Source organism: Bacillus sp. FJAT-52991 (assembly GCF_037201805.1).
Lineage (GTDB): Bacteria > Bacillota > Bacilli > Bacillales > Domibacillaceae > Bacillus_CE > Bacillus_CE kandeliae.
In genome coordinates, this window is sequence record NZ_CP147404.1 from 15,001 (window position 1) to 30,000 (window position 15,000).

The window sequence follows — 15,000 nt, forward strand, 5'->3', positions numbered from 1 at the left end:
GAAATAGCTTTAGGGCTAGCCTCAAGGGAAGAGTCTTGGAGGTAGAGCACTGTTTGGACTAGGGGCCCCCATCGGGTTACCGAATTCAGACAAACTCCGAATGCCAAAGACTTATCCTTGGGAGTCAGACTGCGAGTGATAAGATCCGTAGTCAAGAGGGAAACAGCCCAGACCACCAGCTAAGGTCCCAAAGTATACGTTAAGTGGAAAAGGATGTGGAGTTGCTTAGACAACCAGGATGTTGGCTTAGAAGCAGCCACCATTTAAAGAGTGCGTAATAGCTCACTGGTCGAGTGACTCTGCGCCGAAAATGTACCGGGGCTAAACGTATCACCGAAGCTGTGGATTGACATCTTTGATGTCAGTGGTAGGAGAGCGTTCTAAGGGCGGTGAAGCTAGACCGTAAGGACTAGTGGAGCGCTTAGAAGTGAGAATGCCGGTATGAGTAGCGAAAGAAGGGTGAGAATCCCTTCCACCGAATGCCTAAGGTTTCCTGAGGAAGGCTCGTCCTCTCAGGGTTAGTCGGGACCTAAGCCGAGGCCGATAGGCGTAGGCGATGGATAACAGGTTGATATTCCTGTACCACCTATTTACCATTTGAGCAATGGGGGGACGCAGGAGGATAGGGTAAGCGCGCGAATGGAAATGCGCGTCCAAGCAGTTAGGCCGATGACGAGGCAAATCCCGTCATCATCAAGGCGGAGCTGTGACGGCGAGGGAAATATAGTACCGAAGTTCCTGATTCCACACTGCCAAGAAAAGCCTCTAGCGAGGTAAAAGGTGCCCGTACCGCAAACCGACACAGGTAGGCGAGGAGAGAATCCTAAGGTGAGCGAGTGAACTCTCGTTAAGGAACTCGGCAAAATGACCCCGTAACTTCGGGAGAAGGGGTGCTCTTTGGGGTGAATAGCCCCGAGGAGCCGCAGTGAATAGGCCCAGGCGACTGTTTAGCAAAAACACAGGTCTCTGCGAAGCCGCAAGGCGAAGTATAGGGGCTGACGCCTGCCCGGTGCTGGAAGGTTAAGGGGAGCGCTTAGCAATAGCGAAGGTGTGAACCGAAGCCCCAGTAAACGGCGGCCGTAACTATAACGGTCCTAAGGTAGCGAAATTCCTTGTCGGGTAAGTTCCGACCCGCACGAAAGGCGTAACGATCTGGGCACTGTCTCAACGAGAGACTCGGTGAAATTATAGTACCTGTGAAGATGCAGGTTACCCGCGACAGGACGGAAAGACCCCGTGGAGCTTTACTGTAGCCTGATATTGAATTTTGGCACAGCTTGTACAGGATAGGTAGGAGCCTTTGAAGCGTGAGCGCCAGCTTACGTGGAGGCGTTGGTGGGATACTACCCTGGCTGTGTTGAACTTCTAACCCGCACCCCTGATCGGGGTGGGAGACAGTGTCAGGCGGGCAGTTTGACTGGGGCGGTCGCCTCCTAAAAAGTAACGGAGGCGCCCAAAGGTTCCCTCAGAATGGTTGGAAATCATTCGCAGAGTGTAAAGGCACAAGGGAGCTTGACTGCGAGACCTACAAGTCGAGCAGGGACGAAAGTCGGGCTTAGTGATCCGGTGGTTCCGCATGGAAGGGCCATCGCTCAACGGATAAAAGCTACCCCGGGGATAACAGGCTTATCTCCCCCAAGAGTCCACATCGACGGGGAGGTTTGGCACCTCGATGTCGGCTCATCGCATCCTGGGGCTGTAGTCGGTCCCAAGGGTTGGGCTGTTCGCCCATTAAAGCGGTACGCGAGCTGGGTTCAGAACGTCGTGAGACAGTTCGGTCCCTATCCGTCGCGGGCGCAGGAAATTTGAGAGGAGCTGTCCTTAGTACGAGAGGACCGGGATGGACGCACCGCTGGTGTACCAGTTGTCTTGCCAAAGGCATCGCTGGGTAGCTATGTGCGGACGGGATAAGTGCTGAAAGCATCTAAGCATGAAGCCCCCCTCAAGATGAGATTTCCCATAGCGCAAGCTAGTAAGATCCCTGAAAGATGATCAGGTAGATAGGTTCGAGGTGGAAGCGTGGCGACACGTGGAGCTGACGAATACTAATCGATCGAGGACTTTTCCTAGGCGATTTGTACGGTTACAATACTTATTATCCAGTTTTGAAAGAACAATTCTTTCAAACTTCATAGTCTGGTGGCGATAGCGAAGAGGTCACACCCGTTCCCATACCGAACACGGAAGTTAAGCTCTTCAGCGCCGATGGTAGTTGGGGGTTTCCCCCTGTGAGAGTAGGACGTTGCCAGGCACTAACAAAAAGGACAGCTCAGGCTGTTCTTTTTTCGTTTAGATAATTATAGATGTACAGCTGAGGCTGGCTTTGCAAAATATAGCTTTTAATTCTATGGCCCTAGTGCGTATGCTAAGCAATCGATCAGAGCGTCCTATCAACTCATCTAACGCTTCCTTTTTGCCATTTATGGTAGTAACAAGATACAATGGAAAAAGAATGATCTGAACACAAGAGGAGGAGCGTATGATGGATTCTATCTATGAGATTCAAGTAAAAAAAATAAATGGTGAATCGGTTTCTCTATCTAATTATAAAGGACAAGTATTATTGATTGTGAACACTGCTAGTAAATGCGGTTTTACCCCTCAATTTACAGAACTGCAAGCACTTTATGAAAAGTATAAAGAACAAGGGTTGGAAGTGTTAGGTTTTCCCAGTGATCAGTTTATGAATCAAGAGTTTGTTGAAAATGATCAAATTATGGAGTTTTGCAAAGTGAACTATGGTGTATCTTTCCCGATGTTTGCGAAAACAGAAGTAAAAGGTTCCAATGCGAATCCTTTATTTCAATTTTTGACGGAAAAACAATCGGGATTATTGACTGGAAGCATTAAATGGAACTTCACTAAGTTTTTAGTGAACAGAGAAGGGGAAGTGATTGGTCGCTACGCCCCGCAAACAAGCCCTTCTAAAATGGAAGGTGACATTCAGAAGCTTTTATAAACATTGAGACTGATTCAATAGTAACCACTAGGTTTGTCCTTGATATGTTATAGTAGAATTCTTTTAGAGTCCGTACTATATGATAGGTGAGAAATCTAAGTCTAGCTTGGTGCTTACGGATCAGTCTTATTTTTCGTTCGTAAATAGTCTTCAATTAATAAAGGTGTTTTATGAATAGAAATAGTTAAAAATTGTTTGATAAAAGGATATTCTTCACCAGGCATTAATTTGAGTAATTCGTACCACCATTCTGTTTCGTAACGAGCGATCATGCTTAAGTTATAGAGCAGTGCATAATAAATCATTAATTCCGAAGGAAGGGAGTTCTCTTCTTTTTTTTCTAATGTAAGGAAAGGAGAGCATTCATTATGCTGATGGAAAAAGCAAGATAGCTCAGGAATTTGTTTAAGCAAAGTTTTCATATTTAATTTTGTTCCTTCTATATGTGTTATATGAAACATTTTTTCACTAAAATGAATGAAGAGACCATGTCGTTGAACTTTGACTTCATCTTGAAAAAAATAGTAATTTTGTTTTTTCTTTTTTCGAGAAGACAGTCCGTGAGCAAGAACCTGTACTGAAGCTGGATAACAGGGATCTACGGTAATCAAACATGCTTTCAATAAGTGACTTAATCCATAAAATGCAAGCACAGGTTGAACGGCGATAGGAGATTGTTGGGCCTGTTTTAAAAAGAGTTCTCCGTGCTCCAAACAGTAAATAAAGCGGTAACAGTTATCATAAGCATATTGTTCTGCTTGTTTAATATCGTTTGTTTTATAGCTAGTCTGTAAGAAAGATTTGGCTCTTGGTACACTGTAATAAGAGAGTAAAGGGTCTTCTTGAAAATGAAACATAGAAACCTCCGAATTTTCTAAAAAGTCTAACATATCATACATGTCTTGACAGTATTTTACCCAATTGATAACCTACTAATAATATTTTCGACTAGGAGGCTTAAAAAATGTGGGAAAATAAGTTTTCAAAGGAAGGCTTAACTTTTGATGATGTACTGTTAGTGCCTGCTAAATCTGATATTCTTCCAAAGGATGTAAGCTTACAAACGACGCTTACTGAGACATTGAAATTAAACATTCCGATGATTAGTGCTGGAATGGATACTGTAACGGAAGCGGATATGGCGATTGGAATGGCACGTCAAGGTGGTCTTGGGATTATTCATAAAAATATGAGCATTGAGCAGCAAGCTGAGCAAGTGGACAAAGTAAAACGTTCAGAAAGTGGCGTTATTACGGATCCTTTCTTTTTAACTCCAGATCATCAAGTTTTTGATGCTGAGCATTTAATGGGAAAATACCGTATCTCTGGTGTTCCAATTGTAAATAATGAAGACGAACAAAAGCTTGTCGGTATTTTAACAAACCGTGATCTTCGCTTTATTCAAGATTATTCGATTCCAATTAATGATGTAATGACAAAGGAGAACCTTGTTACTGCTCCAGTTGGAACAACATTAGAAGACGCAGAAAAAATTCTTCAAAAGTATAAAATTGAAAAGCTCCCACTAGTCGATAGTCAAGGCGTGTTACAAGGCTTGATTACGATTAAAGATATTGAAAAAGTAATTGAGTTTCCTAACTCAGCGAAAGATAGCCAAGGACGTCTCTTAGTTGGTGCAGCAGTTGGTGTAACGACCGATACAATGAAACGCATTGAAATGCTTGTCAAAGCGCATGTAGATGTTATTGTCGTAGATACAGCTCATGGTCATTCAAGAGGTGTTATTGAGACGGTGAAGGAAATCCGTGCGGCTTATCCTGAGTTAAACATCATTGCAGGCAACGTAGCAACAGCTGAAGCAACGAAAGCTCTAATTGAAGCAGGCGCAGACGTGGTGAAAGTAGGAATTGGACCTGGCTCTATTTGTACGACTCGTGTAGTAGCAGGTGTAGGTGTGCCTCAAATTACAGCTGTTTATGATTGTGCAACAGAGGCTCGCAAGCATGGAAAAGCAATTATTGCTGATGGCGGGATTAAATATTCAGGAGACATCGTAAAAGCTCTTGCAGCAGGTGGACATGCCGTTATGCTTGGAAGCTTGCTAGCAGGTACATCAGAAAGCCCTGGAGAAACAGAAATTTACCAAGGTAGACGTTTTAAAGTATACCGTGGCATGGGTTCTGTTGGGGCGATGGAAAAAGGATCAAAAGACCGCTATTTCCAAGAAGATGCAAAGAAATTTGTTCCTGAAGGTATTGAAGGACGTATTCCTTATAAAGGACCAATTTCCGATACTTTATATCAACTAGTTGGTGGCTTACGTGCAGGTATGGGCTACTGTGGAACGAAGGGTATTACTGAACTTCGTGAAAATGGCCAGTTCATTCGCATGACAGGTGCAGGCTTAAGAGAAAGCCATCCTCATGATGTGCAAATTACGAAAGAATCGCCGAACTATTCTTTATAATGAAACAAACAAAAGACTATATAAAGAGAAATGCTCTCTTTATACAGTCTTTTTTTCATTTAAATGGAAATACATCCGAACATTCTCGTATGTATTTATAAAAGTTATTTGTGTTACAATAACGAAAGCAAAATAAAAGATGGAGGGCTTATCAGTGAGGAGTAAAAAGTTTAATCAGTATGTGGCTATGCTACTAAGTTTGATATTAGTCGCTAGTCTATGGTTACCAACACAAACAGTTCAAGCAGAAGAGAACATGAAAGTGAATGCTAGTGCTGCTATTTTAATAGATGGGGAGACTGGTCAAATACTATTTGAACAAAATCCAGATCAATTATTAGGAATTGCTAGTATGACGAAAATGATGACGGAATATTTATTGCTTGAAGCAATAAATGAGAAGAAAGTCACTTGGGACCAGCAATACACAGTCAGTGAATATGCGTATAAAATTTCTCAAGATCGTAGCTTATCCAATGTTCCTCTTCGTTTAGGAGAAACATATAATGTTCGGGAATTGTATGAAGCGATGACGATTTATTCTGCGAATGGAGCTGCTATTGCCATTGCGGAAGTGGTAGCTGGTTCTGAAACTGAATTCGTTAAATTGATGAATAAAAAAGCAAAGGAACTTGGTTTAAAAGATTATAAATTTGTGAATGCATCTGGTCTTTCCAACAGCGATTTAAAAGGAATGCATCCAAAGTCAGGTACCCCTGAGGATGAAAATGTGTTATCAGCAAGAGCAACAGCTAAGCTGGCTTTTGAATTACTAGAAGACTATCCAGAAGTATTAGAAACGGCTAGCATTCCGAAGAAAAGCTTCCGTGAAGGGACAACCGATGAAATCAAAATGTCCAATTGGAATTGGATGTTACCTTCTTTATTGTTCGGTTATGAAGGAATGACAGGATTAAAAACAGGTACAACAGACTTTGCGGGTTCTTGCTTCACTGGAACAGCTGAACGTGACGGCAGACAGTTGATCTCGGTTGTTATGAATGCCAAAGATGAATCAGGGAAAAGTAGCCCAGAGGCACGATTTGTAGAAACGAAGAAATTGCTTGATTATGGGTTTGATCAATTTGAACAAAAAGAGATCTTCAAGAAGGGATATCAAGTAAAAGGGCAAGAAGCAGTAGATGTTCCTAAAGGAAAATCGAAACAAGTGGCGGTTCAAACAGAAACTCCTCTAGTCCTTAATGTGAAAAAAGGGGAAAACACGAAATATAAACCTTATATCGAATATAAAAGTTCGGTTTTAAATGAAGAAAATCAACTCGAAGCACCAGTGAAAAAGGGTGAAGTGGTTGGGTTTTTATCCGCTATCCCTGAGAAGGGCGAACCTGTGAAATACTTGACTGCAGAAGAGGAAAAACAAGCAAACTCTCCTGTTGTAGTGAAGGAAACAGTAGAAAAAGCAAATTGGTTTGTTTTATCTATGAGAGCGATCGGAAGCTTCTTCTCCGGGGCTTGGAGCGGGTTAGTTGATATGGTAACTGGTTGGTTTTAATAAAAAATCACCTTCTGATCTTGACAGAAGGTGATTTTTCGTGTTTATTAATACTCAAGGAAAAAATAAAATGTTTAGATTAATTTCAAAATTCATTTTTTAATCGTGATTTTATTTTTAACGAAAAATACATAGAACTTAAAGGGCATGGGAGGAAACTAGAATGAATACAGGTACAGATCGTGTAAAACGTGGAATGGCAGAAATGCAAAAAGGTGGCGTTATTATGGACGTTATCAATGCAGAGCAAGCGAAAATTGCTGAGGAGGCAGGCGCGGTAGCTGTTATGGCACTTGAGCGTGTTCCTTCTGACATTCGTGCAGCGGGTGGCGTATCACGTATGGCTGATCCTCGTATCGTTGAGGAAGTAATGAATGCTGTATCAATTCCAGTAATGGCGAAAGCACGTATTGGTCATATTGTTGAAGCGCGTGTATTAGAAGCAATGGGCGTTGACTACATCGATGAAAGTGAAGTATTAACTCCAGCGGATGAAGAGTATCACCTATTAAAAAGCGATTTCACTGTTCCGTTCGTTTGTGGATGTCGTGATCTTGGGGAAGCAGCTCGTCGTATCGGTGAAGGTGCTTCGATGTTAAGAACGAAAGGTGAACCAGGAACAGGAAATATCGTAGAAGCTGTTCGCCATATTCGTAAAGTAAATGCGCAAGTGCGTAAGGTCGTTAATATGAACGAAGATGAATTAATGACAGAAGCGAAATTGCTTGGTGCCCCATTTGAACTTCTTATGCAAATTAAACGCGAAGGTCGCCTTCCTGTTGTTAACTTTGCAGCAGGCGGCGTAGCAACACCAGCGGATGCTGCTCTTATGATGCAGCTTGGTGCAGATGGCGTATTCGTAGGTTCTGGAATTTTCAAATCTGACAACCCAGCTAAATTTGCTCGTGCGATTGTAGAAGCAACTACGCATTATCAAGATTACAAATTAATCGCTGAGCTTTCAAAAGACCTTGGTACAGCAATGAAAGGAATCGAAATTTCTACCCTTTCTCCTGATCAACGTATGCAAGAACGCGGCTGGTAAGTAAAGGAGCGATACAACATGGTGAAAATCGGAGTATTAGGTTTGCAAGGAGCGGTTCGCGAACATGTCTGCTCGATTGAAGCGTCAGGTGCTGAAGCAGTTGTCGTGAAGAAAGTGGAGCAATTAGAAGCGTTGGACGGATTAATTCTTCCAGGCGGAGAAAGCACAACGATGCGCCGGTTAGTAGATCTATACGGATTCATGGAGCCGCTTAGAGAGTTTGGTCGTCAAGGAAAACCGATGTTTGGTACTTGTGCTGGCTTGATTATGTTAGCGAAGGAAATTGTCGGTTATGACGAACCGCATATCGGCTTGATGGATATTACAGTTGAGCGAAATTCTTTTGGTCGCCAAAAAGAAAGTTTTGAAGCAGATCTAGACATTAAAGATGTTTCCGATTCATACACAGCGGTCTTTATCCGTGCACCGCACATTGTATCTGTTGGAGCGGAAACTGAAATTTTGGCTGAGTGCGACGGGCGAATTGTCGCAGCTAAAGATAGAAACTTTTTAGGTTGTTCCTTCCATCCAGAACTGACCGATGATCATAGTATTACTCGTTATTTTGTCGATATGGTGGAGCAAGCAAAGAAAGTACAAGTATAAAAACGAGCGCGGGAGAGATATTCTTTTCCGTGCTTTTTTTATTTTAGAATCAGGTTTTAATGAGACACTTGCACTGAGGTTGTGAATATAGTACATTGTAAGTGTTAATAATATAGTAAATCGATGAGAGGAAGTAGTAACAAGACGTTCGTTCTTCAGAGAGCCGATGGTTGGTGAGAATCGGTGAAAGGCACTTGTGAATCCGTCCTCGAGTGAAATGCTGAAGGTTTGAAGTAGGCATTTACGGTAGAAACCGTTATTTTTTCGAGTGGGAAGCATTTGCTTTCAACTAGGGTGGCAACGCGGGTTCAACTCGTCCCTTTTTTAGGGACGAGTTTTTTGTGTCCAAAAAATTAGGTAATCAAGGTGGTGTTCCGCTTGCACCCCTTAGCAAAATAAAAGGAGGAAGAAACATGTTAGATATTAAATATTTACGTACTCATTTTGCAGAAGTGAAAAATCGTTTGCAGCATCGCGGTGAAGATTTATCTGCTTTTGATAATTTTGAGAAGCTTGATCAAAAGCGTCGTGAACTGCTTGTAGAGACGGAGGAGTTAAAAAGTAAAAGAAACAGTGTCTCTCAGCAAGTCGCTCAATTAAAACGTGAAAAGCAAGACGCAGCTCATTTAATTACAGAAATGCGAGAAGTAGGGGACCGTATTAAAGAATTAGATGAGAGCTTAAGACAAGTCGAAGAAGAGTTGAACGATCTTTTGTTAACGATCCCGAATATTCCTCATGAGAGTGTTCCTGTTGGAGAAACAGAAGATGACAACGTGGAAGCGCGCAACTGGGGAGACATCCCGCAATTTGATTTTGAAGCGAAGCCTCACTGGGATGTAGCAGGTGATTTAGGCATCCTTGATTTTGAGCGTGCTGGAAAAGTAACAGGTAGCCGCTTTGTGTTTTACAAAGGAATGGGTGCAAAGCTTGAGCGTGCCTTAATTAGCTTTATGCTTGATCTTCATTCAGAGGAACATGGCTATGAAGAAATGCTTCCACCTTATATGGTGAATCGTACGAGCATGACAGGAACAGGGCAATTGCCGAAGTTTGAAGAAGATGCGTTTTTAATTAAAGAAGAAGATTACTTCCTTATTCCAACGGCGGAAGTACCGGTAACGAACTATCATCGTGATGAAATTTTAGATGCTGAGGAGTTGCCTGTTGCTTATGCAGCATATAGTGCTTGCTTCCGTTCTGAAGCTGGTTCTGCTGGTCGTGATACACGTGGTCTTATTCGTCAGCATCAATTTAATAAAGTCGAATTAGTTCGCTTTGTGAAGCCAGAAGATTCTTATGAAGAGTTAGAAAAATTAACGGGCCATGCAGAGAAAGTATTGCAGTTGTTAAAACTGCCATATCGTGTGATGAGCATGTGTACAGCAGATTTAGGCTTCACAGCTGCTAAAAAATACGATATTGAAGTGTGGATTCCAAGCTACGGAACGTACCGTGAAATTTCTTCTTGTAGTAACTTTGAAGCGTTCCAAGCACGTCGAGCGAATATTCGTTTCCGTCGCGAGAAAAATGGCAAGCCGGAACATGTGCATACATTGAATGGATCTGGCTTGGCGATTGGTCGAACAGTGGCTGCGATTTTGGAAAATTACCAGCAGGAAGATGGCAGTGTAGTGATTCCGGAAGTGTTAAGACCATATATGGGTGGTAAAGAAAAGATTTCAAACTAATGAATCAAGCAGCGGGAGAGATGAAATTTCTCTCCTGTCTTTTTTAAAAAATGATATTGACATACTAAATAGCGATGTGATAAATTAAGTTTTGTCGATACGGAGGAATACCCAAGTCCGGCTGAAGGGATCGGTCTTGAAAACCGACAGGCGGGTTAAACCGCGCGGGGGTTCGAATCCCTCTTCCTCCGCCATTATTGATTAACAAACGCATATAAATTGGAGATTTTGAAATCCACTGCTTATGGGCAGTGGATTTTTTATTGTATATAATGGTGATATCTTGTTGAAGTGTTCAGTTAGAAAATAACTTTGTAAATGCTTTTTAGTAAACTTCTTGATTTGACTTTAGTTGTTGTATAATAAGGACGCTCTAGTGGACGATGGCAGGTTACTCCTTATGATCACACCCTTCTTTTTCACTAATTCTATTTTTACGCCAATTTTTTTATGAAGGAGCATTCAAAATGGAACAAAATGATACATTCTATATGCAGCTGGCCCTTGAAGAAGCGAAAAAAGCGGGGGAATTGGGAGAGGTGCCGATTGGAGCGATCATCGTACACGAAGGAGAAGTGATCGCTTCTGCTTATAATTTACGAGAGACGACTCAAAATGCAGTCACTCATGCGGAGTTGTTGGCAATCGAGAAAGCGTGTGAAAAACTTGGTACTTGGAGGCTTGAAGGAGCGGAGCTTTATGTTACTTTAGAGCCATGTCCCATGTGTAGTGGAGCCGTTATTTTATCCCGTATTGCACGCGTCGTTTATGGAGCGAAGGACCCAAAAGCAGGCTGTGCGGGCACGTTGATGAACTTGCTTGAGGATAGCCGCTTCAACCACCAAAGTGAAGTGCTTTCGGGTGTTCTTGAGGAAGAATGCGGACAAATCTTAACTGATTTTTTTAAAGAACTGCGCGAGCGGAAGAAAGCAGAGAAGCAGAAAAATAAGGAGAAAAAAGGAAGTGCTCTTTCCTAGACTACTTATTGCTTTTTTATCTTGAAAGCTGTATACTATTATTTGTGTCAGATAATTGAAGATCAGACACCTTACACATTGGTATCAATTTTGCCGTGCTAGGTGGGGAGGTAGCGGTGCCCTGTACTCGCAATCCGCTCTAGCGAGACTGAATCCCTTCCCGAGGCTGTCATACTGTAGGGTCTGCCTTAAGTAAGTGGTGTTGACGTCCGGGTCCTGCGCAATGGGAACCCATGAACCATGTCAGGTCCGGAAGGAAGCAGCATTAAGTGGACTCTCTCATGTGCCGCGGGGCAACCTGGATCGAGCTAACTGCTTAAGTAACGCTTATGGTTGGCTGTCGAAGGAAGGTGCACGGCAGTTATATACAATAAAGAACACTCATCCGTTTAGGGTGAGTTTTTTTGTTTTTGGCTCGTTCAATTTTACTAACATTGTTTAAAAAAGTAGGCGTTTCTTTGTAAGATATTATTCATGGAATCGTTAATCAGTCGGAAAGTGAGCTTGTTTGGTCGGGAGATGGGCTGAAACAGTCGCGGTTCACTAAAAATCAGTCGCCTTTGGAGAGAAATTAGGCGCCTAGAGATAATAATCAGCCGCTGCCGCTAAACAGCTGCTTTGTCTAGCTACAGAGTCTAAGCGGTTGCTTTCGCTTTTCTTTTTTACAAGGTATAATAGAAATAGATAAAGATTGGAGAAAAAGGAGGGGGAGTATGAGTTATCAGGCGTTATATCGCGTGTGGAGACCGCAAAATTTTATCGATGTAGTCGGTCAAGAGCATGTGACCAAAACATTGCAAAATGCCCTCCTTCAACAAAAAATCTCGCATGCTTATTTATTTTCCGGTCCACGGGGGACGGGGAAGACGAGTGCTGCGAAAATTTTAGCTAAAGCGGTCAACTGTGAGCAGGCTCCAACGGCCGAACCTTGTAATCAATGTGCAGCTTGCCGAGGAATTACGGATGGCTCTATCCAAGACGTCATTGAAATTGATGCGGCCTCGAATAATGGAGTAGATGAGATCAGGGATATCCGCGATAAAGTGAAATATGCACCAAGTGTAGCTGAATATAAAGTCTATATTATTGATGAGGTTCATATGCTGTCTATTGGAGCGTTTAACGCTTTATTAAAGACATTAGAGGAACCACCAAAGCATGTGATTTTTATTTTAGCTACAACGGAACCTCATAAGATCCCGCTGACGATTATTTCGAGATGTCAACGTTTTGATTTCAAGCGAATTACCTCACAGGCAATTGTTGGTCGGATGGAACTGATTATGAAAGAAAGTGGTCTCGAGTATGAAGAGAAAGTTCTTCCAATTATCGCTCGAGCGGCTGAAGGAGGCATGCGTGATGCACTTAGTTTGCTTGATCAAGCAGTCTCTTACAGCGGAAACATGTTAACAGAAGAAGATGCATTAACGGTGACCGGTGCTGTCGGACAAGAGATGTTAAATCATCTAGCAGAAGCGGTGTATGAAAAAAATGCTCCTGAAGCACTGGCGGTTCTTGAGAAACTTTTATTACAAGGGAAAGATCCGTCCCGATTTACGGAGGATTTTGTTTTGTATTTTCGGGATATGTTGCTTTATAAAACCGCACCTGCTCTTGAGGAATCGCTTGAACGGGTGTTAATTGATGATGTTTTCACTTCCATTTCTCAAAAAATGGAGTTAGAGAAAATTTATGAATATATTCATGTGTTAAATCAAACTCAGCAAGAAATGAAGTTTAGCAATCACGCTCGAATTTATTTAGAAGTCGCTTTAGTGAAAATGTGTCAAACGGAAGCATCAATAAAAGCGACGAATTTACCCGAAATGAATGTATTACTTGAAAGAATTGCAACGCTTGAACGAGAATTGCAACAGCTTCGTAGTCAACCAGCACAACCGGTAGCTCAAGTGGAGGCACAGTCTTCTTCTAAACGGGCAAATCGTTCTTCTAAAGCGTTTAAGGCGCCGGTGGCTAAAATTGAAAAAGTGCTAGCTGGAGCAACCAAGCAAGATGTTCAACTTATTAAAAGTCGTTGGGGAGATATGTTAAACTATCTTCATCAGCGTCAAATGAGGTCGCAAGCGGCGTTACTTAATGATGCAGAACCTGTAGCTGCCTCTCCTGATGCATTCGTGTTAAAATTCAAATATGAAATCCATTGTCAGATGGCCACTGAAAACAACGTGTTTATTGATTCTATCTCTTCTATTTTACAAGAGTTAACAGGGAATCTTTATCAGCCGATTGGTGTTCCTGAGGATGCTTGGTTATCCATTAGACAAAATTTCATTAAGACCCAAAAGGAAGATGGTTACGAACAGGAGGAGCAGCCTGAAGAAGATCTTCTCATTTCCGAAGCACTTAAGCTTGTAGGAGAAGAGCTGCTCGAAATCAAAGACTAATTACTAGGAGGATGAAAAATATGCGTGGTATGGGAAATATGCAAAACATGATGAAACAAATGCAAAAAATGCAAAAGAAGATGGCGGAAGCACAAGAGGAGCTTTCAACAAAGCAGTTTGAAGGAACAGCTGGTGGCGGAATGGTAACGGTCGTTATGTCTGGTCAAAAACAAGTACTTGACATACAAATTAAAGAAGAAGTCGTTGACCCTGAAGACGTGGAAATGTTACAAGATTTAGTTCTTGCTGCTACAAACGATGCTCTGAAAAAGGTAGACGATGAAACAAACGCTACAATGGGGCAATTTACAAAAGGGATGAATCTTCCGTTCTAGGAGGCGTATGATCATATGTATTATCCGGAACCGATAACAAAGCTGATCGATAGCTTTATGAAATTGCCAGGCATCGGGCCGAAAACTGCCGCTCGTCTGGCATTTTTTGTTCTTGATATGAAAGAAGAAGATGTGTTGGATTTTGCAAAATCACTTGTCAATGCCAAACGGGACCTTGGCTACTGCTCGGTTTGTGGGCATATTACTGACCAAGATCCTTGTGCAATTTGTGAGGATGAACGCCGCGATCGCAGTGTAGTCTGTGTCGTTCAAGATCCAAAAGATGTCATTGCTATGGAGAAGATGAAAGAATTTAATGGTTTGTATCATGTTCTTCAAGGAGCTATCTCTCCTATGGAAGGAATCGGACCTGAGGATATCAATATACCCGATTTATTAAAACGACTACAGGATGAAACGATTCATGAAGTGATTCTCGCTACTAACCCTAACATTGAGGGGGAAGCGACGGCGATGTATATTTCTCGCTTGTTAAAACCATCAGGCATTCGTGTGACTCGCATAGCTCATGGCTTACCAGTCGGTGGAGATCTTGAATATGCGGATGAAGTGACACTTTCTAAAGCGCTAGAAGGTAGAAGAGAAGTATAGGAAGGGGATCTTCATGTTTTTTCGAAAAAAAAATAAGTTGAAGAGCTCAAATGACGAGAACTTAATGCAACTACTAGAACAATCCAAGCAGGAATGGTTTAAACATAGAGAATTATTAAGGCTTAGCTTTGAACATAACGAAGAACTAGTTGCTCAAACGAAAACCCATGAAGCGAAGTATTTCTTTTTATTTCGTGAAGTCAGGAAAAGAAACATTCGCATAAAAAATTAACTAATCTCATATTCTTTATTTAAGGGACAACCTTATTTAAAGAATAGGAGAGGGTTTATGTGTATATAGCTGGAAGTATTGTTGTTTTTATTCTTTTAATCAGTTTGCTGGCAAGTCTATCTTCACCAGTGAAACCGGCTCAGTTAGCTGGTATTCTCTTTGTGAAAGTGATCGTGGGTACTTTTTTTCTGTTCTTA

The 15,000-nt window shown here is 42.0% G+C and carries 13 protein-coding genes, 1 tRNA gene, 2 rRNA genes, 1 other RNA gene and 1 other annotated feature (2 of these 18 cut by a window edge); of the genes, 16 read left to right on the forward strand and 1 reads right to left on the reverse strand.

Annotated features, from left to right (window positions below; translation table 11 throughout):
• The 3 genes from WDJ61_RS00065 to WDJ61_RS00075 all read left to right on the forward strand — a co-directional run.
• Window positions 1–2,069, forward strand: a 23S ribosomal RNA gene (locus tag WDJ61_RS00065); it begins 864 nt to the left of the window's first position.
• Window positions 2,070–2,135: 66 nt separating this feature from the next.
• Window positions 2,136–2,251: ribosomal RNA gene (gene rrf / locus WDJ61_RS00070) — 5S ribosomal RNA — on the forward strand.
• 231 nt (window positions 2,252–2,482) lie between these two features.
• Window positions 2,483–2,959, forward strand: coding sequence for a glutathione peroxidase (locus WDJ61_RS00075; RefSeq protein ID WP_338752448.1), 477 nt, complete (start codon window positions 2,483–2,485; stop codon window positions 2,957–2,959).
• Between the two features lie 113 nt (window positions 2,960–3,072).
• Here WDJ61_RS00075 and WDJ61_RS00080 read toward each other — a convergent pair whose 3' ends face one another.
• Entirely contained in the window at window positions 3,073–3,816 is a 744-nt protein-coding gene (locus tag WDJ61_RS00080; protein WP_338752450.1) for a YaaC family protein, read from the reverse strand.
• A 107-nt stretch (window positions 3,817–3,923) separates the two neighbouring features.
• Here WDJ61_RS00080 and guaB point away from each other — a divergent pair, with 107 nt between their 5' ends.
• The 13 genes from guaB to WDJ61_RS00145 all read left to right on the forward strand — a co-directional run.
• The gene (gene guaB / locus WDJ61_RS00085; RefSeq protein ID WP_338752452.1) at window positions 3,924–5,387 is read left to right on the forward strand and encodes an IMP dehydrogenase; all 1,464 of its coding nucleotides are present in this window, start codon (window positions 3,924–3,926) and stop codon (window positions 5,385–5,387) included.
• Between the two features lie 154 nt (window positions 5,388–5,541).
• Window positions 5,542–6,900 carry a D-alanyl-D-alanine carboxypeptidase family protein gene (locus tag WDJ61_RS00090; RefSeq protein WP_338752454.1) on the forward strand — a complete coding sequence of 453 codons (1,359 nt, stop codon included), beginning with the start codon at window positions 5,542–5,544 and terminating at the stop codon, window positions 6,898–6,900.
• Between the two features lie 163 nt (window positions 6,901–7,063).
• Window positions 7,064–7,945 carry a pyridoxal 5'-phosphate synthase lyase subunit PdxS gene (gene pdxS, locus WDJ61_RS00095; RefSeq protein WP_338752456.1) on the forward strand — a complete coding sequence of 294 codons (882 nt, stop codon included), beginning with the start codon at window positions 7,064–7,066 and terminating at the stop codon, window positions 7,943–7,945.
• A gap of 18 nt (window positions 7,946–7,963) precedes the next feature.
• Window positions 7,964–8,551 (forward strand): pyridoxal 5'-phosphate synthase glutaminase subunit PdxT, encoded by a 588-nt coding sequence (gene pdxT / locus WDJ61_RS00100; RefSeq protein ID WP_338752458.1) that lies wholly within the window; start codon window positions 7,964–7,966, stop codon window positions 8,549–8,551.
• Between the two features lie 114 nt (window positions 8,552–8,665).
• Window positions 8,666–8,875: a binding site (T-box leader), on the forward strand.
• 89 nt (window positions 8,876–8,964) lie between these two features.
• Window positions 8,965–10,242 (forward strand): serine--tRNA ligase, encoded by a 1,278-nt coding sequence (serS, locus tag WDJ61_RS00105; RefSeq protein WP_338752460.1) that lies wholly within the window; start codon window positions 8,965–8,967, stop codon window positions 10,240–10,242.
• 101 nt (window positions 10,243–10,343) lie between these two features.
• Window positions 10,344–10,436 (forward strand) — tRNA-Ser (locus tag WDJ61_RS00110).
• Window positions 10,437–10,709: 273 nt separating this feature from the next.
• Complete coding sequence (gene tadA, locus WDJ61_RS00115) at window positions 10,710–11,219, forward strand: tRNA adenosine(34) deaminase TadA (RefSeq protein ID WP_338752462.1); 510 nt, start codon at window positions 10,710–10,712, stop codon at window positions 11,217–11,219.
• Window positions 11,220–11,312: 93 nt separating this feature from the next.
• Window positions 11,313–11,577, forward strand: an RNA gene (ffs, locus tag WDJ61_RS00120) — signal recognition particle sRNA large type.
• A gap of 355 nt (window positions 11,578–11,932) precedes the next feature.
• Window positions 11,933–13,624: a DNA polymerase III subunit gamma/tau gene (dnaX, locus tag WDJ61_RS00125; protein WP_338752464.1), complete on the forward strand. Its 1,692-nt coding sequence runs from the start codon at window positions 11,933–11,935 to the stop codon at window positions 13,622–13,624.
• Window positions 13,625–13,644: 20 nt separating this feature from the next.
• Window positions 13,645–13,959: a YbaB/EbfC family nucleoid-associated protein gene (locus WDJ61_RS00130; RefSeq protein ID WP_338752466.1), complete on the forward strand. Its 315-nt coding sequence runs from the start codon at window positions 13,645–13,647 to the stop codon at window positions 13,957–13,959.
• Between the two features lie 15 nt (window positions 13,960–13,974).
• On the forward strand, window positions 13,975–14,571 hold the full coding sequence (gene recR / locus WDJ61_RS00135; protein ID WP_338752468.1) for a recombination mediator RecR: 597 nt from the start codon (window positions 13,975–13,977) through the stop codon (window positions 14,569–14,571).
• A 13-nt stretch (window positions 14,572–14,584) separates the two neighbouring features.
• On the forward strand, window positions 14,585–14,803 hold the full coding sequence (locus tag WDJ61_RS00140) for a YaaL family protein (RefSeq protein WP_338752470.1): 219 nt from the start codon (window positions 14,585–14,587) through the stop codon (window positions 14,801–14,803).
• A gap of 59 nt (window positions 14,804–14,862) precedes the next feature.
• Window positions 14,863–15,000: the 5' portion of a pro-sigmaK processing inhibitor BofA family protein gene (locus WDJ61_RS00145; protein WP_338752472.1), read on the forward strand. 126 nt of this gene lie beyond the right edge of the window; only the first 138 of its 264 coding nucleotides appear in the window; its start codon is at window positions 14,863–14,865; its stop codon lies beyond the right edge, outside the window.

What these genes read in the sequence shown, in the direction of transcription:
- WDJ61_RS00075 (WP_338752448.1), top strand. Translation starts at nt 2,483, where the DNA reads ATGGATTCTATCTATGAGATTCAAGTAAAAAAAATAAATGGTGAATCG.
- WDJ61_RS00080 (WP_338752450.1), bottom strand. Translation starts at nt 3,816, where the DNA reads ATGTTTCATTTTCAAGAAGACCCTTTACTCTCTTATTACAGTGTACCA.
- guaB (WP_338752452.1), top strand. Translation starts at nt 3,924, where the DNA reads ATGTGGGAAAATAAGTTTTCAAAGGAAGGCTTAACTTTTGATGATGTA.
- pdxS (WP_338752456.1), top strand. Translation starts at nt 7,064, where the DNA reads ATGAATACAGGTACAGATCGTGTAAAACGTGGAATGGCAGAAATGCAA.
- pdxT (WP_338752458.1), top strand. Translation starts at nt 7,964, where the DNA reads ATGGTGAAAATCGGAGTATTAGGTTTGCAAGGAGCGGTTCGCGAACAT.
- serS (WP_338752460.1), top strand. Translation starts at nt 8,965, where the DNA reads ATGTTAGATATTAAATATTTACGTACTCATTTTGCAGAAGTGAAAAAT.
- tadA (WP_338752462.1), top strand. Translation starts at nt 10,710, where the DNA reads ATGGAACAAAATGATACATTCTATATGCAGCTGGCCCTTGAAGAAGCG.
- dnaX (WP_338752464.1), top strand. Translation starts at nt 11,933, where the DNA reads ATGAGTTATCAGGCGTTATATCGCGTGTGGAGACCGCAAAATTTTATC.
- WDJ61_RS00130 (WP_338752466.1), top strand. Translation starts at nt 13,645, where the DNA reads ATGCGTGGTATGGGAAATATGCAAAACATGATGAAACAAATGCAAAAA.
- recR (WP_338752468.1), top strand. Translation starts at nt 13,975, where the DNA reads ATGTATTATCCGGAACCGATAACAAAGCTGATCGATAGCTTTATGAAA.
- WDJ61_RS00140 (WP_338752470.1), top strand. Translation starts at nt 14,585, where the DNA reads ATGTTTTTTCGAAAAAAAAATAAGTTGAAGAGCTCAAATGACGAGAAC.